The organism is Pedobacter sp. KBW06 (assembly GCF_003852525.1).
Classification (GTDB): domain Bacteria; phylum Bacteroidota; class Bacteroidia; order Sphingobacteriales; family Sphingobacteriaceae; genus Pedobacter.
Map to the genome: position 1 here is coordinate 258164 of NZ_QAJL01000006.1, position 23411 is coordinate 281574.

The 23411-nt window shown below is 45.7% G+C and carries 11 protein-coding genes; all 11 read right to left on the minus strand.

The genetic code is table 11. From position 1 onward, the window contains the following. Positions 1-57: 57 nt before the first annotated feature. The 11 genes from DBR43_RS30960 to DBR43_RS31010 all read right to left on the minus strand — a co-directional run bounded on the left by DBR43_RS30960 (position 58) and on the right by DBR43_RS31010 (position 22899). A complete protein-coding gene (locus tag DBR43_RS30960; protein ID WP_124587224.1) occupies positions 58-1905 on the minus strand; it encodes a glycoside hydrolase family 35 protein in 1848 nt (615 codons plus the stop codon). A gap of 66 nt (positions 1906-1971) precedes the next feature. Further along, a complete protein-coding gene (locus DBR43_RS30965; RefSeq protein ID WP_124587225.1) occupies positions 1972-3534 on the minus strand; it encodes a glycoside hydrolase in 1563 nt (520 codons plus the stop codon). Positions 3535-3631: 97 nt separating this feature from the next. Further along, on the minus strand, positions 3632-5329 hold the full coding sequence (locus DBR43_RS30970) for a RagB/SusD family nutrient uptake outer membrane protein (RefSeq protein ID WP_124587226.1): 1698 nt from the start codon (positions 5327-5329) through the stop codon (positions 3632-3634). A gap of 11 nt (positions 5330-5340) precedes the next feature. Continuing rightward, positions 5341-8517 (minus strand): SusC/RagA family TonB-linked outer membrane protein, encoded by a 3177-nt coding sequence (locus DBR43_RS30975; RefSeq protein WP_124587227.1) that lies wholly within the window; start codon positions 8515-8517, stop codon positions 5341-5343. A gap of 236 nt (positions 8518-8753) precedes the next feature. Further along, on the minus strand, positions 8754-12872 hold the full coding sequence (locus DBR43_RS30980) for a two-component regulator propeller domain-containing protein (RefSeq protein ID WP_124587228.1): 4119 nt from the start codon (positions 12870-12872) through the stop codon (positions 8754-8756). Positions 12873-13033: 161 nt separating this feature from the next. After that, positions 13034-14272 (minus strand): hypothetical protein, encoded by a 1239-nt coding sequence (locus tag DBR43_RS30985; protein ID WP_124587229.1) that lies wholly within the window; start codon positions 14270-14272, stop codon positions 13034-13036. A 16-nt stretch (positions 14273-14288) separates the two neighbouring features. Further along, a complete protein-coding gene (locus tag DBR43_RS30990) occupies positions 14289-15113 on the minus strand; it encodes a family 16 glycosylhydrolase (protein WP_124587230.1) in 825 nt (274 codons plus the stop codon). Positions 15114-15209: 96 nt separating this feature from the next. Continuing rightward, positions 15210-16463 carry a DUF4998 domain-containing protein gene (locus DBR43_RS30995; RefSeq protein WP_158622644.1) on the minus strand — a complete coding sequence of 418 codons (1254 nt, stop codon included), beginning with the start codon at positions 16461-16463 and terminating at the stop codon, positions 15210-15212. Positions 16464-16493: 30 nt separating this feature from the next. Then, positions 16494-17696, minus strand: a complete 1203-nt coding sequence (locus DBR43_RS31000; protein ID WP_124587232.1) for a DUF5000 domain-containing lipoprotein — start codon at positions 17694-17696, stop codon at positions 16494-16496. A 19-nt stretch (positions 17697-17715) separates the two neighbouring features. Further along, positions 17716-19689 carry a RagB/SusD family nutrient uptake outer membrane protein gene (locus DBR43_RS31005; RefSeq protein ID WP_124587233.1) on the minus strand — a complete coding sequence of 658 codons (1974 nt, stop codon included), beginning with the start codon at positions 19687-19689 and terminating at the stop codon, positions 17716-17718. Positions 19690-19695: 6 nt separating this feature from the next. Next, entirely contained in the window at positions 19696-22899 is a 3204-nt protein-coding gene (locus DBR43_RS31010; RefSeq protein ID WP_124587234.1) for a SusC/RagA family TonB-linked outer membrane protein, read from the minus strand. Positions 22900-23411: the final 512 nt, after the last annotated feature.

Here is a 23411-nt window from a genome sequence, read left to right on the forward strand (position 1 = left end):
GATCAATGCTCAAAATTTAACCAGATGGGGTTGTATCTTAACCCTCCCCCGGATTACCTATTTTACACCGGGTTTTACCTGATCCAGAATCGGTTTGGCCAGTCCGGATAAAGCAGCTTGTTCCGGTTTAATGAGTTCCAGTACCACAATTTCATTTTTCCCTTTCTTTAACCATTCTGCAGGCAGGTAAAGCGTTTGTTGCGGTCCTGCTTCCCAATATTTACCCAGGTTATTGCCATTTACCCAAACCATACCTTTACCCCATTTCTGCATGTCCAGATAGGTATCGGCAGTGCTGCTCAGGGTAAATGTTCCTTTTCTGATGACCGGGGTATTACTCGCCTTGTAAGCGGTCTTGAATTTCAATTGGTTCACCGTATTGAAAGGCAGCTTAAACATCGTCCAGTTTTTGACTTCAATACCTGCAAAACTAACCGATTCCGTGATTCCCTTTTTATTCTTAAGCAGGTTCGGTCCGAAATTGATCCTTCCCAGGTTTTCTACTAAAATATCCAATGTTACCTTTCCTTTCGGCAGCGTGATCGACAGACTATCCTGAGCATGGCGGCGATCCAGAATGCCCACACGTTTTCCGTTGACCATGATGACCGCGTAATCTCTCAGTTCCTTGATTTTCAGCGTGCCTGTTTTGCCACCATTTAAGGTACTGCGGTACCAGACGAATCCGTAAGCCTGGTTCAGGTCTTCGAAAGTCATGGGTTTTAGATTGCGTACGGGATTCGTTAAAAGATCAGCTACCCTGATGGCAGATTCAAACTGAATTGCCGGAATTGCCATGGAAGGCTTGGCTGCAGGAACTTCAGGAAGTGTTTGTCCGGCAGGCAGATTGTTTTGAATCACGGTCCTGAATTTCATAAACTTATCCGTTGCATTGCCCGCTTCATCCAATGGGGCATCATAATCGTAACTGCTGATCTGAGGTTCATAAGGAGTACCTTCTTTATAATTGGCGCCATTCATAAAACCACGGGTACTGCCTCCATGGAACATGTACATATTGATGGAAATGCCTGCTTTTAGTACGGCATCAAGTTTACCCGTATATTTTTCTGCAGGAACCGTATGGTGTGCTGTTCCCCACCAGTCGAACCATGCAGGGTACCATTCTGCAATAAAGAACGGACCTTTACCTTCGTTTAAGGCTTTAATTTTACTTTTCACGATGGCAGGTTTGTCCTGCCCGTTGATGGCTGGCAATAAGCCCGGCAGGTGTCCGTTGCTCAGGTCTGCTTCAGGATCGCAGGTATACAGTAATCCGTCGAATCCGGCTTCCTTAAATAACTCCCTGTTGATGGAAAGGTATTCTTTATCATTGCTGTAAGATCCGTATTCGTTTTCCACCTGTACCATCAGGATGTTGCCCCCATGGTTGATTTGTAAAGGCGCCAGTTGTTTTCCTACTGCTTTGATATAGGTTTCATATTCTTTCAGGTACTGCTTTTCTTTGCTTCTGACCTCCAGTCCTTTTTCATTCTGCAGCCAGTAGGGATATCCTCCAAACTCCCATTCTGCGCAAACATAAGGGCTCGGCCTCAGGATCACCCAAAGGCCTTCTTCTTTGGCAATTCTTACAAATGCGGCGATGTCGTTGTTGCCTGTAAAATCGAACTTGTTCTTTTCCGGTTCATGCAGGTTCCAGAACACATAAGTTCCGATGGTATTGAGTCCCATGGCTTTTGCCATTTTCATGCGTTGTCTCCAGGCTGCTCTTGGAACCCTGGGGTAATGGATTTCTCCGGAGATGATCTGGAAAGGTTTATTATCGAGCAAAAAAGTGCTGTCGCTCAGGGCGAAAGTATGTTGCTGGGCATTGGCTTTTTCGGTATTCGTCAATATCGCTAAAGGAAGGGCTAACAGACAAAAAAGGTATCTTAAAGTTTTCATTTGGGCTTGATTAAATTTCATCAGTCATTATTGTTATTCATCGGTTATGAAGCTACCAGAAGCATGTTAATTGCTATTTTTAAGTGGTATGCTTGTGGTGGTTTGATTTGTGATCAGTGTGGTGATTGATTCCGGCAGAATCTTAATAACATTCGAATTGACTGTTCCGGCCGCCAGACTCAAACCCGCCGAGGTCGTATATGTTTTTATTTTTCTTTGTTTTTTGCTGATGCCCTCGATTTCCAGAGAGACCGCTTCTTTTCGGGTATTGACAATTACGGTGATGATTTTACCCTCATGGCTGTAGCTTGAGGTATACACCTGATCGCCATTTTCCATTTTTATGGGTAACCGGCGACTTCCTTCAGGTATGAAACGGCTGTAATTTCCCATTCCCCAAAGCAATTTGCTTTCCACCACAGTTCCGTCGTTTTTGTCTTTGTTTTTATCCCGGTCGAGGTACACCAGGCCATCTTTATAATCCCCTGCTGAAATGGCCAGCCACCATTGCCAGGAAGTGGCATTGGCATAGCTGAAATCATGGTGCATCAGTTTTGCAATAAACAGTGCGGTGGTCATTCCTGTATCCCTGCCCTCTCCTTTCAGCAGTGCGTCGCCGAGCACACAATATTCCGACATCCAAAAGCGGAGATTTCCGGCTTTCTCCACTTCAGCGGCGACCTTGGTTCTGATGCTGATGGAACGTTCTTCAGGGCTAGTGGTAAAATAGCTGTGTCCTGAAATGCTCCGGTCCAGATTGGGCAGATCTGCAAGATAGCCCGGTGATCCGGCATTGAAAAAATAAGAGATCTGCTGGCTTTTAGGGGTGTCTTTGTGATCCGTCAGGTAGTCCAGTTGTCCGGCATCTGCAATTTGTATTTTGGTATTTACGCCGCCATTCTTTAAGGCCGGGCTCAATGTCCTCACCAGCTCTGCGATTTCAGCATTGGTATAAGGACATCCTTCCTGCTTACCTTCATCCCATTTCCATTGGGGCTCATTTACCGGGCTGAGGTAATCTAAAGTGATTCCGCTTTGCTTTTTTATGATCTGAATGGTCTTCAGAACATCCTGAGCAAAAGCATTTTTCTTATTGAAGTCGAGGTTGCTTTTGCCATCGCTGGAATACGCTTTCCCGTTTTTTGTAAAGTTCACATGTGGGCTGTTCACGAAACCCAGGAATTTCTTTACCCCTCTTGCTTTGGCGGCATGCATGAACCACATTTGTCCTCGCATTGCAGCCTCATCATAGGTTCCGTCGAGCTTTAAAAAAGAAGCTTGCCGGCGGTCCTGATCTCTGATGCCACTTTCAGCACCTTGCTGATCACTTCCGGCACCGATGCTAAAACGCCATAAGTTCAGTCCGATTCCCTTTGGATTTCCTTTGGCATCAAGGTCATTGCTAAATAACAGATCGGCCATTTTCTTTTTTTTCTCTTCCGGCCAAAGGCCGGCATACTGACAGGTCCAGGCATCGGAAGCGCCAAATCCTTCTATCGTTTGCATCGGATGAGCAGCGTCTATCCGGACTTTAACCGGAAGTGCATTCTGGCTTTTCACCAGAGCGGGCAACAGCAGCAAAACTGCAAAGGTCATCTGAAGCATGACCCGGTTTTTATTCTTATACATATCTTCTCAATTGGGATAAAAAACATCCGGAAAGCCAGGCTTTCCGGAGTTTAGGTATTCAGGTGCGTGTGTATTCAGGTGTGTGTATTTAACAATGCTAATAAAGCGGGTTTTGGTCCAGTTTATTTCCCGAAGCAAGGATTTCCGCTCTCGGGATCGGCAACCAGTAATGCTTCGGTTCAAATTTGCGGCCGTCCAGTGCGATCTTACCCGCAAAACTGAAACTGCCATCGTTATTTTTGGTGATGATGATTCCGCGGCAAGGCAGGTTTTCTGTTACCTCAGCAATTTTCCACCTTCTCACATCATAAAAACGGTGTTCTTCGAATGCCAGTTCGATCTGACGTTCATGTCTGATGGCCGTACGCATATCCGCTTGTCCCACTGCTGCTACTGCCGGCATGTTTACACCCGCTCTGGAACGGATCATATTGATGGCCTGACGGGCGCTGAAGGAAGCTCCGGAAGGTACCGCATCCGGACCATAGGCTTCATTCGAAGCTTCTGCAAAATTGAGCAGGATCTCTGCATACCTGAAATAGATCCAGGGTTGAAAACCTGCATTGCCCCATGGGTTTTGCAATGGATAAGCATCGTTCATGAACTTTTTAAGATAGTAACCCGTTTTGGTCGTGTTCCAGTTGTCGTTTCCATCTCTGCTGTCTTTTCCTCCCGGGATAAAGGTTTCCACATTACGTTCGCGGTAAGCTGCCCCATTGTACAATATCGTTGCTTTAAAACGCGGATCACGGTTTTCATAAGGTTTTGCCGGATCGTATAAAGGGTTCGTTGTATTTGCCGGTAAACCATTGGTCAGGTCATAAGCTTCTACCATCGTCTGCGTAGGTGTATTTCCTGCCCATCCCCCATATCCATTTGGTCCGTTTGCAATTTCCAGGTGTACATGGTTGGCATTCTTGGTGTATACCCTTTCGAATATAGATTCTGTGCTTTGGTTGATCAGGAATAAGTTTGCGTAACCGCCCTGATAAAGGTTGTATTTGTTTAATGCGATCACCTGTTGTGCTGCTGTGGCGGCAGCTTCCCAGGTACCTGCAGCATAGAGAGGACTCGCTGCATATAAGGTTAACCTGGATTTCAGTGCCAGCGCGGCTCCTTTAGTGGCCCTTCCACCAACCCATGCCGCACTATTGTCCAGTGGTAATTTTGATGCGGCATCGTCCAGCTGGGAAACCACATAGTCGATTCCTTCTTTGATCGTTGCCCTTTTGAACAAGTCCGGGTTCTGTAAATCATCTTTTAAACCCAGCACCTGATCCCCCATCAGGACTACTTTTCCATAGTTTCTGATCAGGTCCTGGTAGCGAAATGCCCTGATGAATTTGATTTCCCCCTCCAGCATCGTTTTATGTGCAGCGCTCATCTGGATCTTTGAGAGCACAGTCAATGCATAATTACATTCGCGGATACTGCGGTAACTTCTGCCCCAGATTACGCCCAATGCACCCAGGTTTTCCGGGGCTAACTGTCCCCGCTGGATGATCCAGGTGGCATCGTCATTATTATAGATAGATTCGTCGGTTAGCGAACTCCACATGCTGTATTCAAAACCACGGCCAAATCCGGGATTGGTACCATCGGCCTCTTTATCCTGAAGTTTTGTCCCAATGTATCCGTTGGTCACAAAAGCTTCAAATACCGCGGTATCCGATTCCAGTGTATTGGTAGGAATCCGGTCTGTCGCCGTCACGTCCAGAAAATCTTTTTTACATGAACTCAGTGCCAGTACACCGCTGATTAAGATAAAAACTGGTATGCTATATTTGTACTTCATTTTGACAAGATTTAAAATTTAACGTTTGCACCTAAATTGATGATCCTTTGCTGAGGGTAAAACTGACCACTTTCGCTGTTTCCTTCCGGATCATAATCTTTTACTTTGGTGATGGTGAACAAGTTGAATGCACTTGCAAATAAACGGACTCCGGAAATCTTGATTTTCGACAGGAACTCCCCTTTCAGGTTATAGGCCAGCTCCACGTTTTTAAGTCGCAGGAAGGAGGCGTTGTTTAACCAGAAGGTATTTCTATAGCCACCGCCACTGATCGCATTGGATGCCCGTTCGGTCACTTTCGGATAACTGCCGTTCGGATTGGTTGGACTGAACCTGTTGTCTGCCCAGCTGCTGTAGAAGTTCCCGATGCTGCCCGACTCCGGTAATACATACTGGCTTACCTGTGTCTGACCTGCAAACAGCACCGACAGGTCGAAGTTTTTATAAGAAGCGTTGAAGTTAAAACCGTAAGTGATCTGAGGGATGTTGCCATATTTCTGACGCGTCATGTCGTCTGCATTCAGCACACCATCTCCGTTAAAATCCTGGAATTTCAGGTCCCCTACCTTAGCACCCGGTACATGCGGATAATTGTCCAGTTCTGCCTGTGTGCGGAACAATCCAACGGCGTTGTACAACAGGTAACTGTTTAAAGGCCCTCCGGTTTCTCTCTGGTAAGCTAAAGTACCCGATGCCTCATCAACGAAGATGATTTTGCTTTTGGCATAAGTGAAGTTACCCGATACGCCCCAGTTGAATTCAGATCCACGCCGGGCATAACCCAATGTACCTTCAAAACCTTCGCTGTTTACTTTACCAATGTTTTCTGAAGGAACCAATGGGTTGTAACTGGCACTTTTATCATTATAAGGATTCACAATTCCGGATGATCCCGGAAGAGAAGCATTACGTGCCGCCAGGATATCAGACCTTTGTTGTTTGAAATAGATCGCCTCCAGGGTAAAGTTCTTTAAGAAGGTAGCATTGATCCCGATATCCAGTTTTTTTGCAACTTCCCAGGTAATGTCGGGATTGGCCAATTTTGACAAGCCTACGCCCGGCTGAATGGTTGGGCTTCCACCCGGTGCCTGTGCGACAAATCCGTTGTTGATCAGGATGTAATTGTCGTAGAACTGAAATCCTTTCACATTGTCATTTCCCAGTGAACCATAGGAGGCCCTTAGTTTCAGTTCATCAAAGAACTTCACGCTTTCGCTAAACCATTTCTCTTTATTGATGCGCCATCCCGCAGAAACCGAAGGAAAAGATCCCCACTGGTTGCCTTTTGCAAAAATGGAAGATCCATCACGGCGAAGCTGACCTTCAAACAGGTATTTGTCGTCGTAAGCATAAGCGATTCTGCTGATGATACTTCTGCGGGTATAATTAGAACTATACCCCGAATTCAGGTAATCTGTTGCCGCTGTTCCACCCTGCGACAATTCCGGCAATTGGGTAGAGAGGTAATTGAAGCGTTCTGCATCAAAATATTCGATGTTGTTTTTACTCTGCTCATAACCCACAAAAGCATTGATGTCGTGAAGACCAAAACGACGTGTGAAGTTCAGTTTGATATTGGAAGTCAGCAGGGATTCCCTTTGCTGAGATTCTTTAAGCGTCGCTTTTTTGTTGTTTCCTCCATAGATGTCAGATTTATAACTGTCTGAGGAAGGCTGATATTCGTACAACAGGTAAGGTTTATTAAAGGTCTTGGTGAAGACATTGGATTTATCAACAGAGAAAAATCCGTCTGCAGACAATCCTTCAATCCCAGGGATCTGGTAGCTTCCTTTCAGGATCGCATTTAATACCTGTGTAGGGTTGTTGCTCGTTCCACCTAAATCTGTGGCCAATACCGCAGGGTTTGAGCCTTCAATTCCTCTGGTCGGAAATCCATTCGGGTAGTAGGCGGCAACGATCGGTTTGGCCCTGTAAATGGAGCGGAACAAATCACCCGCACCGGTAATCGGGAATTTACGGTCTTCCTCTCTCCCGGCAAGTGACAAGCCTACTTTCAGGCGTTTGCTGATGTTGGCGTCCACATTTGAACGGAAATTGTATTGTTTATAATTGGCCACTCCGTTTTTATACAAACCATCCTGGTTGATCATCCCCATGGAAACGTAATATTTCACATCTTCGGTTCCTCCGGTTACGGAAAGACTATGTTGACTTTGTTTGGTGACATCTTTAAGCACCGTTTTTGCCCAGTCGGTATTTGGATAAAGCAAAGGATCGGAACCATCTCTGAATTTCTGGATTTGCGCTTCGCTGTAAGACTGGTTCATGCCTCCTGAAGGACTGGAGTCGAAATTGATCTCATTCATCAGTTGCGCATAGGTTGCTGCATCTGCCAGCTTTGGCAAACGTGTTGGCGAGCTGAAGCCCTGGTTAAAGCTATAGCTGATGGAAGGTTTGCCCGTCTTCCCTCTTTTGGTGGTGACGAGGATGACCCCATTTGCGGCGCGGTTTCCATAGATGGCAGCGGAAGCATCTTTTAAGACCGAAACACTTTCGATGTCGTTCGGATCCAGACGTTCCAGTCCGCCGGTTTGGCCCGGAATTCCATCAACGACTACCAGAACACTATTGCTTCCTGTAGTTGCTTGTCCGCGGATGGTGATGTTTGAGCCATCATAACCAGGTTCCCCACCTCTGTTATTGACGATGACTCCGGAGAACCTGCCCGCCAATGAATTGGATAAATTGGGTTGCGGACTTTTTACCAGATCTGCTCCTTTGATCTGAGAGATCGATCCGGTTACTGTTTCTTTCTTTTGCGTACCGTAACCCACCACGATGAGTTCGTTCAGCGAGCGGGAATCGGGTGATAGTCTGGCATCGAGCACCGCTTTTCCGGAAACCGGAAGTTCCAGGTTGGTATAGCCCACATAGCTAAATACGAGTACCGAATTGTCGGCCGGAACTTTAATGGAATACTTTCCCTGTGCATTGGTAATGGCCGCGGTTGTCGTTCCTTTTACCAGTACGCTAACGCCCGGCAAGGTACCTCCCTTTTCGTCGTAGACAGTTCCGGTGACTACATTCTGGCGAATATTGACAGTCAGCCGTTCGGAGGCTTTTGCAGACTGGGCGGAAAGCAGCAACGCATTCATAGCGGTGACCACAAAGACCCTTTTCGTCATCAGCCAAAACGGAGCATACACGTTTTGTATAACTTTTCTCATATCGTTTATATTTGGTTTTAGGATTAGCTCATCAACGGCTATATCGGAAATCCGGCTGTGCGCGCAGCCCTGTTAAGGAGATCTGTATGGTGTTGACAGAAGCTAAATTCGATGGTTTTGCAGAGAATACAGGGGGGCAAACTGAGAATATGTGAGGGGTAAAACATCCATTTTACCCCTAAAAAGCCAAAAAAGGCAGAATAAGGGAAATTTAATCCCGGAGAAGCAGTGCCGGATTATTTTTTCTTGAGCTCTTTACTCAGGGTGATGTTATTGGAAAAGTTCTTCCTGTATTTCCGGATATAATCGGAAGGGTTCATGTGGAACAGTTTATTGAATTGTTCCCTGAAATATTTGATGTCGTTGATGCCGACCATGAACATCGTTTCCGAAATGGTATTGTCTGTATTGATAAAAATTTCCGCTGCTTTTCTCAGGCGGATGAAACGGATGAAGCTGTTGGATGACCTTCCGGAAATGGACTTTATTTTATTGAACAGGCTGGAGCGGGAAATGCCGATTTCCTCCGCCAGTACCTGGATATTGAAATTGGGATCGGTGATGTGTTGCTCAACGATCCGGATACATTCCTGTAAAAAATCCCGGTATTCCGCAGAGATTTTTGATGTTGTGGGGTTTAAGGTGATCTCGTTATAGAAATACTTCTGCAGGCTGTTCTTGCTTTTCAGGATTCCGGCCACCCTGGCGATGAGTAAGTCTTTGTCGAAAGGTTTGCTGATGTAATCGTCCGCTCCGGTTTCCAGTCCCTTCAGTTTAATCTCGGGAGATGAACTGGCGGTGAGCAATACTACCGGAATATGGCTTAAAGCAGCATCTTCTTTCACCAGGCTACAGATTTCAATGCCGCTGATGCCCTGCATCATGACATCACTGATGATGAAATCAGGCAGTAATTCTCTGATCATTGTCATTCCCTCTTCCCCGCTTGTGGCGAGATGCAAATGATAATAAGGTTTGAAAATGCTCATCAGGTAATCCCTGATTGATTTATTATCGTCGATGATCAGTATGGTTTTCTTTTCTGAAGCCAGTGCTTCGTCCTGAGCTTCGGCAATGACCGGTTCTTCCTCCCGTCTGGTGTTGTCCTGCTCTTCTGCCAGCTCCATCAGCAACATGGAAGTACTTTCAGAAACAGGGATGACCTGATCGGGATGGATGTGTTGTTTTCCTTTTTTCAGGCTGATGACAAAGGTAGTGCCCTGATTGGGTACACTCGTATAGGTAATGGAACCGCCATGGTTTTCGATGAAATTGCGGACCAGGAACAATCCGATTCCAAAACCGGTTCTCAGGGAAGTATTTTCATCCGTTTCCTGGTAAAACCTGTTGTAGATTTTCTCTCCTGCAGCCTCAGGGATGCCACAACCGGTATCGATCACTTTAATATTCAGCTGATCCCCGCTTTCCAGGATTTCAAGCCTTACACTTCCACCTTCAGGTGTAAATTTAATCGCATTTGAAAGCAGGTTAAATATAGCGATTTCCAGTTTCTCGCGGTCTGCATAGATCCAGATGTGCTCCGATGAGCTTACAAAATCGTAGGCAATTCCTCTGGAATTGGCCTGATGGGAAAAGCAAAGGTAAACTTCCTTACAAAGGTTGACCATGTCCAGATCTGTGGCCTTCAGTTTGTCTGCCTGGGCATCCGCTTTCCTGAAGAGCAGGAGCTGATCTACCAGACTCAATAGCCGTTTTGCATTCCGGTAAACAATATTGAGGTTGCTCGTATCCACATCTTTATCGTCATGGTACAGCAATTCCTTAATTGGATTGATGATCAGGGTTAAGGGCGTCCGGAACTCATGGGAGATGTTTGTAAAGAAAGAGAGTTTCTTTTCACTGAGTTCTTTTTCCTTTTCACTTTCTATGCTCGCAACTTTGATTTTGTATTTCAGATCGGCCTGTTTATTCCGGTAAAGCAGGTACAGGTAAATGAGCAGCGCAATTGTGGCTGCATAGAGTGTATAGGCCCACCAGGTCCAGTACCATGGCGGACGAATGTTGATGATCAATACTTTTCCCTCTTCATTCCAGACGCCATCGTTATTTGAGGCCCTGATCCAGAGCTTATAGGTTCCCGGGTTTAAGTTTGTATACGTCGCTTTTCTTTGTGTCCCTACATGGTTCCATTTTTTATCAAAGCCCAGCAATTTATACGCATATTCATTTTTTTCCGGATAGCGGTAATTGAGTCCGACGAATTCGAAGGAGAATACGCTTTGCTCATAATCCAGAGTCAGCTTGGTGCTGAGGTTCAGGTTTTGTTTTAATGGTCCCTTTGGATCCGGGAGCACCGGCTTATTAAACAATTGAAAATCTGTAAAATAGACCGATGGAACGATTTTATTGAAGGGAATGGCCAGCGGGTCAAATCTGATCAGGCCTAATGCTCCGGCGAGGTAAAGGTCTTTCCCCCCATTCACCAGTACGGAATTCACATAGATGCCATCCGCCTCATCAAAATTCCGGACCTTACTGTTTTTTGGATCAAATCTCGAGAGTCCGCTTTCCGTAGCCACCCAAAGGTTGCCATTGCGGTCTTCTGCAATGTCCCTGAATACATTGCTCGCAAAGCCATCCTTTTTGGAGTACACCACAAATTTCTGATCCCTGGCCTCAAATCTATTCAGTCCGTCCGGGGTGGCTACCCAGATGTTTTGCCGGGAATCCTGAAACAGGGCCCTGATGATGTTGCTGCTGATTCCACCATTGGAACGTTCCTCTGAACGGAAAACCTCGAAGCGTTCTGTCCGGGGATTGAAACGGTTCAGACCACCTCCGTAAGTACCGATCCAGATGTCTCCTTTCTGATCCTTTAACAAAGAATACAAATGGTTATTGCTCAGCGCATATTTATCTTTTTTATTGCTGTAATAATGTTTGAAGGTATGGTTATGGCTGTTGTAAACTTTAAGCCCTGCATCTGTAGCCAGGTAATAGATTCCGGGTTCAACCTCCAGGATATCCCGGAAAACATCCTCATTAAACAGGCTGCCCAGGGCAGAATGGTGGTCATGATGCGAAAATGTCTTATTCACCGGGTCATAACTGTCAAATCCATCCTCCGTCAGGATCCACAGTGTTCCTTTGGCATCGAAATAAAGCTTACTGATGTCGTTACTTTCCAGGCTGTTGTGTGCGCCATTTTTCTTAAATGCCGAGAGCTTTCCTGATTTATAATCGAAAGTGTACAATCCTTTATTCGTTCCCACCCAGATCTGATCATCTTTGGCGGCCAGACTTTTCACTTCGGCCCCGGCCAACTGAAGCGCTTTCAGGTCAAATTTGTATTGTTTGCTGTCGATCTTTACAAAGCCATTCTTAGCATTGATCCAGATGATGCCATCCCGGTCTTTATAGGCATCGCCAAAGGCATAGTTGACCAGATTTTTTACCGGCTCCCATTTGTTGCTTTCGGTATCCAGCCAGTGAAAACCATTGCTGCCGCCAACCAGTAAGGTATTGCCCGATACGGGAAGGATGCTATAAATTCCCGGATTGTTTTTATCCGGAGCTTTAACCGGGCTGAAGGTATTATTTTTAAGGTCAAAGCGAAACAATCCACTCCAATAAGTGCCCACCCAGATCGCTCCCTTTTCATCGTAGGCGATTGCCCATACATCGTTCGGGTTTTTCAGTCCGGGCAGTTGTTTCTGCGGAAAGTTTTTGAATTGCTGTGTGCGTTTATCGAAGCTGTTTAATCCTCCGCTCCAGTTCCCCAGCCATAGCCTGCCCTGCCCGTCTTCAATAATTGAGTTGACCGATTTACCCAGCATGGCATTTGGTGATTTTTGATTGGGCTGATACACCTTAAAGGATTTTGAGGCTTCCTGGTACCGGTTAAAGCCATCATCCGTTCCTACCCAGATGTTCCCCTGTTTGTCGCAAAGCAGGGACCATATCTTGTTGTTACTGATGGACGAGGCAATGGATTCCTTGTGGTAAAAGGACTGGAAGGTTTCTTTCAGCGGATCCATCACATTTAATCCATCCATCGTTCCTACCCATAGCCTTCCTTTGTGGTCCTCTACGATCGTACTGATGAAGTTGTTGCTGATCGAGGACCTGTCGCCGGGCTTATGGTAAAAGATTTTGAAAGTATACCCATCAAAACGGCAAAGGCCATTTTCAGTCCCTACCCAGATGAATCCCCTTTTATCCTTAAACGTAGCCGTCGTGTTTTTAGAAGGAAGGCCATCAGAAATGGTATAGGTTTTAAGCGCATAATTGCCATACGGAGATTTGCCATTATCCGCTGGTCCTGACTGCCCTTTAAGTCCTGCAGGCTGAACCAAAAAATACGTAACAAGAATAAGAATTTGCAGTAAACGCATTTTTGGCCGGCTATTGTTTTTTTAGGATTCAAATGTAACAAAATAGTCGGTCGACCAGCCATATTAAACAAAATCGCCAGCATACTTCTTTCCCCGGATAAACTGGAGTGCGCAGTATGCTGACGAAAACAGGAGTGTTAATTTATTGACTAAAGGTTTTATTACGGTGTATAAGCACCACTATAGGAGGTCATTCCATCTTTTCTCATGGCTTCGATAATGAGACAGTTGTATACATAATCCCAGCTTGAGGTTACCTCCGAATTCTGGTTCAGGCCATAAGGCCACCAATGTTGGGTATCGCCACTCAGCTGCACATCAACATTGCTGTTCTGGATTTTCTTCAATAAAGCATTGACATGCTCGCCCTGATATTTACCCCCAACAATTTTCCCTGACCACCAGGCAGAAGTGCCTGTCCCCAGGGTATGGTTCATTTCATGCAGCATTGTCCGGATGTTCTGCACGCCTGTACTCGCCCCAAACCTCATCCAGCCTTCATTGTTGGCATCGGCAGTGGCTACTCCCGGATCATAATTCAGGTAGACATGCTTAGTGGCAGAGGTGAAATTTTTAATATACCAACTTGCACTATCCACCGGCATTTGCAGACGGTCGTAGGCTGCCAGTTGCTCCGGAGTAGGGTTTGTAGCTTTATTAAAGGTATAAGTCATTTTGCCTGCCGGGATCGTTTTAAAACTCACATCGGCACTATAGCTGACGCCTTTGGCATTGACTGCGTATGCGCGGACATGATAATCTGTCTTTTCATTCAGTCCTTTGATCATTGTCCGGAATTTACCTGTCCCGGTACTGTTGTGTTTTAACTTGTTATTGGCGATGGTCGGGTTTGCGGAAGTACTCCAGCAGATTCCTTTTTCGGTTACTGCATTGCCCCCATCGGTCAGCACCTCAACATCTGTTGCTGCGAGGGTAGATCCGATGATAAACATTGGGGTAAAGGAGAAAGTCGCGCTGATGATATCCGCGGTGTTGAGTTCGATTTCATTGCCATAGGCAATGCCTGCACTATTTTTAGCGAATGCCCTGACATAGTATTTGGTAGAAGCTGTCAGTCCGCTAAGCCTGGCCACAAATTCACCTGAACCTGAGACGCTCGTTGGCGCGACAGTCGAGCTGGCAATCGTCGGATTAGGGCTAAGGCTGTAACAGATTCCTCTTTCTGTAACCGATGCTCCGCCATTGGCGGAAATCATTCCACCGGTACTTGCTGAAACTGTGGTAATGCTGGTAAATGCAGTGGTCGTCAGGGTTGGAATGATGGCCGTACTCAGCGTTGATGCCGTGTTTTCTTTTTTGATGGGAAGGACTCCCTTCTTACAACTTCCGGCGACGATCGTCAAAATTACAATATTGATTATCAGTAAATTATTTTTCATAATGTTTATTAATGATTTAATTAGTATAGGCGGCTACATAGACATTTCTTCCCTTCATCACTGCGGTCTTTAAAGACCGGGATGCGGTACCGCTATCCCCTCCCATCTGCATATTGATGATCAGCCAGAAAGGCTTGCCGACAAAGTTTGCGGTGTGGGTATCGGTCTTCACATTGTCGATATAATATTCAATGCTGACCTCTGTAGCTGAGGTCTTTTCCATGATGATTTTATAGTTGTGCCAGTCCTGAGGCTTAGCAACTGCGCTTAACTTATTTTGCCAGGACAGGTGTTTCCAATCTGGTCCGGTTGCGGTATTTTGCCAGGTGGTATCGGTCCCTTTAAACTCCATAATGTCGCTCTCCGGTGGCCAGCTTTCTGAGCCTGTGATCCAGAATGCAGGCCATGTCCCTTTAGTGGAAGGCACCTGAAAATCGCCACTGATGACCCATTTGGGTTTCGCCTCAGTGACCATGATCTTCTCTTTCAGGTGCACTGCTCCGGAATGGTAAAAGATCCTTAGTTTGGGATCAGCAGTACTCTTACCTTCCCAGGTTTCGTGGCGGTTTGCTTTAATTTGCAGGACACCTCCGGAAAGTATGGTTACCTGCTTTTTATACATCCTGGCTGCACCGTTATGGTCTGTGCCCCAGGGATAGAACATATTCCAGTGTGTTTCAAATTTAGCCTGATTGCTAAACGAACTGGAATCCAGTAAAACCATAGGTTTTTCGCTGCCGGCAGCGGAGGAGATCGCCGGCTGCTGCTGTGCAACTGCGGCTTCTTTTGTGCAAAAAAGCAGGGACATCAAACCGATGAAATGTATCTTTTTGTAGCGCATAAATGATAAATGAGGGGGATTAACTTTAATTGAGATTCAAAGGTCCCGGGTATCTGGTTTAACACCAAAACACCCGGGCCTTTAATTCAGAACAGCTTACAAATTCTGAATGGTATAGAGGCGTACATTTCCGATTTTGGTATAGATATTACTGGCCGGCATCGTAGCCGCGAACCCGATAGACACCTGGGTGGTTTTGGTTAAAGTAAACTCCAGTTTCACCGTAGCCGTAGCTGGCTGAGGATTCAATACCACGTATTTAATGGCAGCAGCCGGAATGTTGGCTACCAGTGGCAATGAACTGCCTTCAGCTACTGCGATATACCTGGTTCCCCCGGCATTCTGGTCCAGACCATTTGCTTCAAAGGAATAGGTTCCTGCAGGCAGGCTCAGCGTTTGATAAATCAAAGCATCTGTGATTCCGGGAAGGCCCCAGCCCGCTTCGAAGGAGATGACCCCAACGGAACCGTTTCTGAATTCATAGCTTCCATAGGTATTGTTCACGTTTTTTGCTCCGGCGCTTGTGGTCCAGTCGGCCACCAAACCCCATCTGGAATTATCCCAGACAGATCTGGAAAAATTAGGGCCTGCATTCTTAAGATAGGTATTGGTCACGTTGATCTTTATGAATGCGGGTGCAACGATCTGTCTGCTGCTGACCGCCGAATAGAAGGTATCGACACTGATCGTATCCGGTAAAAACAAGGTTTTGTAATTGATCGTGGAGCCGTATTTGAAATCCTTCAAGGCGATTCTGGAAGAATCTATAGGAATTCTTACGGTGGCCGGTTGATTGTTGAGTTTGGTATAGGTAATATCTGTGGCAAATACCCCTGTTAAGCGGTCCATCCCGAGCCAGTCTACCGTAGTGATGCCGGTAGTTTCATCTGTCTTTGCAGTGGTAATGTCCCTGTTGGTCAATCCACTCTGGTATCGGCTGCCATAAGTCCGTCCGGAAGTATTTACAGGGATCGAACGGTTTCCTGCTGCATCGTAGGTATAAATCACAAAGTTCTGAAAACCTTCATTGGCAATGTTCACAAACCTGTGGATGGTATCTGCAATCATGTCTTTGGTTACCGGAATCACCAGGGAATCTTTTTTATTGTTCCAGAAGACCCGGCATTCTACAATTTTAGGGTCTGAGGTGATCATGCCTTTGATCATGACCCTGTTTTTTCCGGAATATACCTTTACAGAGTCCAGTTTACCGATATAGGAGATTTCGCCATCTTTAACGAATTCTTTGTATTTATCCGCTTTTTCGCAAGAGACAAGGAAGAGCGTCATCAGCGCGGGCAGTAATAAGCAGGGATGCTTAAACAGGCGGCTTAATATATTATGTTTCATCTTTATGAGCTTAAATTTTGGGTTCATTAACTATCTTGGGTCACCATAAACCTGAACTTCCGCCACCGACATAAAGGTGGTTCCCTGCCAGTTTTTGTTGTTCTTGATGCGGAGGTACCTCACTTTGGGTGCGCCAATTTTCAGGCTATAGCTGAATCCGGCATTTGCCGCGGCATAGTCCTCTCCGGTCTGTATTCCGTACGCACTTCCGGATGGTTTCTTAGCCTGGAAGGTTCCCATCAGGGTCCAGTTGTTAAAACTTCCGTCGGCAGGTGGATTATCTGAGCCCCATATTTCAAACTGGTTCACTCCTCCTCCATAATAATAGGTTCTTCCCGCGTTCAGGTATTCCGGGTAATCCCAGATTACAATTCTGCTCAAAGTAGCAGGCTTACCCAGGTCGAAAGTGACCCATTGTGGCGTCAGGATTGTTGTCTTGGTCAGGGAGATCCTTGGCCAGTCCATGATATTTCCATCCCACATGTAACTCAGGCTGGTTGAAGTATATTCCTGTGCTGCATCCGTAGGCAGGACGATCGGACGATAATCTGCTTTAGGAAGTGCCGTTTCATACAGCGGCTTAAGCGTTGCATATAAAGTATCACTATAGTTGAGCCAGCGGTCTCTGATCGTGATCGCAAACTTCTGTGAGACCGTATCAAAACCACGGATCGACTGATCGATGTCTACCACCTTGGTATAGATGTTTTTTGCACTCTGCACATATTTTCCGTCTTTCTGAACCAGAACTTCAATCGCCAGATCAGACTGAAAAGTATTCTTTGCCGTCAGCTTAATACCTGCAAAATCAGCGATCACACCCAGGCTTCTGTATACCGACCAGATTGCATTCTCCAGCGGTTTAACTTTTACCTCAACAGGTGCTGAAGCGACTTCACTGCGGTTTACCGAATATAGCTTCACCGTATGTTCTTCTGTATCACCGAAACCAACCACTTCCAGGGAACTGTTATAGATCGATGATTTGACCTCGTATTCCTTTCCGCTGTTCAGCGTATAGACTGCTTTCACGTACAAAAGGTCTTTCTCATTTGGCAGGGAATAGGTGATTTTGGCCTTTCCCGGACCATTTTCCACGCTTACATTGCTGACCAGGCCCGGTGGCGTCTGGTTGTCTGTTAGCGGCAATATTTCATCCTCTTTGCAACCCTGGCCCAGTATCATCAGTCCCAGAAAAGCGGAGACCAATTTTATCATATGCTTATTTCTCATGTTCTTGAATTTAAATTAATTACCATCCGGGATTTTGTACCAGTTTTGGATTGACTGTAATGTCGTAGGTCCTGATTGGCCATAAATAATCTCTTGGCGCAATAAAGCTTTGAGGGTAAATGGTCCTGACCTTATAATACTCCTGTTCTGTACCCTGAGATACGCTCCAGCCGGTAATGTTTTGGTTGAACATCTCGGTGGCTTTTTTCCATCTCAGAATGTCCCAGTAGCGGCTTCCTTCAAAAGCCAGTTCTATCAGGCGTTCCTGATGGATGATTTCGCGCATTCCTGCCTGGTTCCCGTATTTTGTCGGGTTGCTGGAATAGTCTGTCCATGCTTTTTGAACATCCAACAGGCCAGCACGCTTACGAACGCGGTTGATGTATTCAAAAACCTCTGCATCAGGTGCAGCAAGTGTTTCGTTTAAGGCTTCCGCATACATCAGGTACAGGTCTGCCAGCCTGATTTGCGGCCATGGATAGCTGCGATAGGAAATATTGGAAGAGCTGCTCGCCATGTTCCAGTCGACCACCTTTTTAATGAAATATCCCGTTTCATTGTACCAGCCATAGTTGTTGGCACCGGCAAGTTGAACAGATTTTCCTTCCAGCACATAAGTTGCTGAATCAGAACTCGTAGGACTATCATATTTATACCATACCCCTCCGTCAAACCCCAGGTCTGCATAAAACCTCGGCTCTCTGTCGAAATTCAGGCGCGCTGTAGTATAGCCTTGCTTGACATGAAAGCGCTCTCTTCTGATGGCCGTTCTCAGCGAATATTTATTGTTAAAATTCAAGGTTTTATCCTCGTTGATGGGAACGCCATTTACGGTATAAAACTGTTCCGCAATTTTTATCGGTACGCTCAGTTGTTGTCTGGCGGCACCCACTCCGATATTGGTATTGATTCTTGCCATGGCATTTCTTTGCAAGCCTTCTGCTGCCAGGGAATTGGGATTTGCCCATACGTGCTCGGAATTCCATCTTTCGGTGAGCGCATTCCGGATCGACATTTGTCTTTTCGTGGTGTCAGAAAGCTTAAAAGCCGTTGCCGGAAATTCATATAATTTGAAACCCGCCGCTGTAGCAGATTCGATGGCTGCTTTTGCCGCATCGGATGCTAACTTCCATTTGTTGGCATCGTAACCTGCGTTAAACAGACTGACCCCATCCTGATCTTTGAAACTGGCATAATCACTGTTTCCATTGAACAATGGACTTGCGGCCATCAACAGCACTTTAGCCTTAACCGCCAGCGCAATTGGCTTTGTGACACGGCCCAGTTCCGCACCTCTGTCGGAAATGATTACCGGTAAAACTGTCGCAGCAGAATCCAAAAGACTGGTAATATAGCTCACCGACTCATCAAAAGGCGCTCTTTTTACCCGAACTTCATTTTCCGTAGCACTGACATCGATGTTGCGTTTCACCAGTGGGATCGGTCCATACATGCGCAGCAGGTAAAAATGATAATAGGCTTTTAAGAACTGTACTTCGGCAATCCAGCGTTCCCGCTCATCTGCCCTCAGGTCCAGTACTTTTCCAGGATCTTTTACATTTTCCAAAAAGATATTGCAGTTCCGGATCCCTGTAAACAGTCCGTAATATCCTACGCCCTGATTGTTTTGCGGGCCTCCACCCCCTCTTCTGGAACTCCAGGCATCGGAATAAGGATCAGCGGCATTCTGGGAGCCTCTGGCAATCTGCCAGGCACTGGGGCCAAATTCTCTTTGATCGTAGGGAATCCAGACTTCATCTCCGGCCATGTAGCCAATATTATAGGTAGGATCTCCTTCCCTTGGAAGGTAGGAATAGCAGGTGTACAGGTATTTCTCGGCCTCATTGCGTAAGGTAAAGGCATTGTCTATGGTCGGAAGATTATCCGGGACAATGTCCAGGTATTTCTTGCAGGCGGAGAAAGTTGTGATCAAAAACACGCTTATAATGAAATAAGGTATTTTACCCGCTTTATTTAGGATTAAATTATTCATGTTTTCTTAAAGTTCTACGTTTATACCAATGTTATAGACCACCTGGATCGGATAGCCCAATCCTTTTCCACCCATTTCGGGATCCCACAATTTGAAGCTGCTGAGGGCTGCAAGATTGGAGGAGTTCACGTACATCCTGAGACTGGACAAGCCCAGTCTTTTTGCGGTCTTGTCTTTTAAAGAATAGCCGAGTTCGACAGTTTTCAATCTTAAAAAGGATCCGTTGCGCATCCACCATGTAGAGGTTTTATTGTTGTTGGCCACAAAATTCTGGCTCAGTCTTGGCCAGAATGCATAGATGTTACGGTTTTCTTCAGACCAGTAACTGTCTTTAATTACATCTAACAAACCATTCTGATTGCCATTTTTGAAAACGAAAGGAGCGATATTCTCAGAATTGATAAAGAAAGAAGAACGGGCAGATCCTTGAAAAAATGCGCTCAGATCGAAGCCTTTGAAACCAAATGTTCCACCAAAACCATAAATGATTTCCGGTGATTCCGGATGTCCCAGAGGAACCATATCTGCATCACTGATGACCCCATCCTTGTTTACATCACGATATTTGATGTCTCCTCCACGGTAATCCACTCCTGCTACTGCACCAAACTGCTGAGGGGAGTTCATGGCTTCCTGATCATCGATAAAAAGACGTTCTGCGATGTAACCAAAGCGTTGTGAAGAAGGACGTCCTACATGGTATCTGTACGCTTCCTTGTCCGAAAAGCTGGGCTCGTCATAGACTAAGATCTTGTTGTTCGCATAAGTGAAGTTACCCCTTCCCTGAACGTACATCCCATCGCCAAAACTTTTATTGTAATTCATCGAAATATCTACGCCCTGACTCTGCATTTTATTGGTATTGGCCCGGACCGGAGCCTGCAGGCCCATACTTGAGGGCAAAAAGGTACGTTCGGTAAGGATATTCGATCTGGTATTCCTGTATACTTCCAGGGTCACATCAAGCGCATTTTTGATGTTAAAATCAAGTGCGAAATTGATCTGTTTGGACCGCTCCCAGGTAATGAGGTTATTGGCATATCTGGATAGAGAAATCCCATTTCTGTATCCTTCCAGAAGCTCACCAAACCGCGCACCATAGGTACCATCATTCATATTGACTTCAGACAGGTAAAAGAACCTGTCCTCGGACCTGCCAATCTGGTCATTTCCTACAAGGCCATAAGTTGCCCTTAGTTTCATGCTGGGTATAAAAGACTTCAGCGGCTCAAAAAACTTTTCGTTGGAAACGACATAGCCCAGACCAAAAGAAGGGAAAAAGCCATATCTGTTCTTATCCGCAAAACGCTCAGAGCCATTGTAACCGAAGCTAAATTCTGCGAGATACCTGTTGTCATAACCGTAAGTAGCCCTGCCGGAAACCCCGAGGTTCCTGGACGGTAAAGAAAGTTGTAAGGAGCCTGCATTTCCGGAAAGGTAATTCCTCATGGTGGAAATGAGCATGCCCGTAACCGCATGTTTTTCCTGGAAGGTCCTGTTGTAATTTACAGCAGTCTCCATATAAAAAGTAGAGTTGAGTTCTTTATCACCTTCTCCATAACTTAAATACTCGGTACCTACCGGCGATAAGGATCCGATCCCTCCGTCATTTAAAGGAGACAAACTGATCTGTCCGTCGGGCTGAACGTTTGAGCTGTAGTAAAACGGACTGTATTGTCTGCTGACGTTAAAGAAGGAATACCTGCGTGCATAGGCCATCATTCTGGCACTTAATCCCCTGGTAAAGAAATTTAAATCCTGTTTCAGTTCCAGTTGGGTTTGCAGCGTGGATGCATTCCTATCCTCATAGCCCTTTACCATCTCTGCATAGGGGTTCACATAAAAACCGTCTCCAATGGTCCTGGCATTCCCAAATAAAGGGTGTTTGCTGAAAGGGGAATAGCTCGCCGGATATACCGCAGGAAACATCACCGGGTTTGACCAGATGGCCTGATTGAAGATTTTCTCTCCCCCGTTGATGCGGTTGTTGTTCTCATCTCTCCCGCCAACCGGTCCTCTATAATCATCAAACTGACCATAAACCCGGATAATTGCTTCTGTAGTGGGTGTGATGTTTAAGTTGACATTGGACCTGATGGCGTAGTTTTTCATCTTGATGTTGCTGTTGAAATTGTTCAGCTGATCAACTTTCAAAACCCCGTTGTCCACGTTATAGGTACCAGCCACATAATAACGTGCCCTGGCACTTCCTCCTGTGGCACTGATGTTATACCTGTTGTTGATCGTCCGGTCTTTAATCAGTTTGTCGATCCAGTTGTTGTTTGGATACAGCAATTCGTTTTCTCCGGCAGCGGTAGCATCAATTTTAGTCTGTAAATATGGGAGAATGGCTAAAGGATTTCTCGTCAGGGAGGCTTCGTTTGCCATTTTCATATAAGAGATGTTGTCTGCAAACTGAAAGTTCCGCACATTGCCCGACAAAGAGGTCTCGGCCCTGAAACTGAATTTCGTTTTTCCATCGACCCCAGATTTGGTGATGATTAAGATGACCCCGTTCGCACCGCGCGCACCATAAACCGCAGAAGCAGTTGCATCCTTTAACACGTTAAACGAAGCAATATCGTCGGGTTGTAAACGGGCCATGTCGTTGTTGCTCGATTCGATACCATCAATCAGAATTAATGGATCCTGCTTTCCGGCACCGAAACTTCCCAATCCGCGGATAAAGAAATTGGCATTGTCGCCTCCCGGTTCACCGCTCCGCTGATAGGCCACCATACCGGCTACCCTACCCGCCAGCATGGTGGTCAGGTTACTGGTTGGGCCTTTCAGTTCTTTCGGATTAATGGAGATGATGGAACTGATCACACTTGTTTTCCTCTGGGTTCCAAAACCGACCACGGTAACTTCCTCTAAGGAACTGTTATCGGGCAAGAGGGTTACTGAAATCACATAGTTCCCTTCTGCATTGGGTTTATAGTCAGCAACGGCAATGGTTTTTGATTTATACCCGATGAAAGAAAACACCAGTTTGGAAGTTTTAGGAACCTTTATCGTGTATCGGCCATCCTGATTGGTGGTTACTCCGTTTTTTGAATCGGTATGTTTTACTGTTGCGGAAGGAATTCCACCGATACTGTCTTTTACGAATCCCGTTACCGTTACATTCGTTTGTGCAGATGCGGTAAAAGTAATGACCATCAAAAAGCAGCACAGATACCAGCTGTATTTAAGTAGCGTTTTATTCATTTCTGCCTGATTTGATTTGGTGAATTAATTTTTTGTTTGCATTCTGCAAAATTCTGCACCCTGAGCGGGGACAGTTCTTTTTTAGTTCGGAAGCATTGGGGCTTCCATCGGTTCGTTTCATACTGGTTTGCTTGGTTTGTTAATTATTTATTTTGGTTTAGGTATTGCGTATCTGAAGCAGGTATTCCCTGATAAAAGGAAGGCCGGCAAACCCAAATTAAGCGTCAATACAACGTTTATTAAATCCGGCAAAAAAATATAGCCGGACCAGGGTTATATCTTAGTTTATATCATTAAAAAAAAAGGATAGGTCATCAACAGGACAAGGGGTCTGGTTGTGGTGTGGCTATACATGGTTTTAATATTTGGTGGTATACAAATCTAACGACGACAGCTGCATAAATATGGGGGGTATAATGGTAAAATATAAGGGGTGAACTCGTTTTTAAGGGTTATTTCAGGCAAAATTGATTAACTTGTGTCAGTTAATTCTAACCAAATCAGGGGGTACT

Bases quoted from the DNA above. Each gene is read 5' to 3' on its own strand.
- DBR43_RS30970 (WP_124587226.1), bottom strand. From the start codon at position 5,329: ATGAAGTACAAATATAGCATACCAGTTTTTATCTTAATCAGCGGTGTA.
- DBR43_RS30990 (WP_124587230.1), bottom strand. From the start codon at position 15,113: ATGCGCTACAAAAAGATACATTTCATCGGTTTGATGTCCCTGCTTTTT.
- DBR43_RS31000 (WP_124587232.1), bottom strand. From the start codon at position 17,696: ATGAGAAATAAGCATATGATAAAATTGGTCTCCGCTTTTCTGGGACTG.
- DBR43_RS31010 (WP_124587234.1), bottom strand. From the start codon at position 22,899: ATGAATAAAACGCTACTTAAATACAGCTGGTATCTGTGCTGCTTTTTG.
- DBR43_RS30960 (WP_124587224.1), bottom strand. From the start codon at position 1,905: ATGAAAACTTTAAGATACCTTTTTTGTCTGTTAGCCCTTCCTTTAGCG.
- DBR43_RS30965 (WP_124587225.1), bottom strand. From the start codon at position 3,534: ATGTATAAGAATAAAAACCGGGTCATGCTTCAGATGACCTTTGCAGTT.
- DBR43_RS30985 (WP_124587229.1), bottom strand. From the start codon at position 14,272: ATGAAAAATAATTTACTGATAATCAATATTGTAATTTTGACGATCGTC.
- DBR43_RS30980 (WP_124587228.1), bottom strand. From the start codon at position 12,872: ATGCGTTTACTGCAAATTCTTATTCTTGTTACGTATTTTTTGGTTCAG.
- DBR43_RS31005 (WP_124587233.1), bottom strand. From the start codon at position 19,689: ATGAATAATTTAATCCTAAATAAAGCGGGTAAAATACCTTATTTCATT.
- DBR43_RS30995 (WP_158622644.1), bottom strand. From the start codon at position 16,463: ATGAAACATAATATATTAAGCCGCCTGTTTAAGCATCCCTGCTTATTA.
- DBR43_RS30975 (WP_124587227.1), bottom strand. From the start codon at position 8,517: ATGAGAAAAGTTATACAAAACGTGTATGCTCCGTTTTGGCTGATGACG.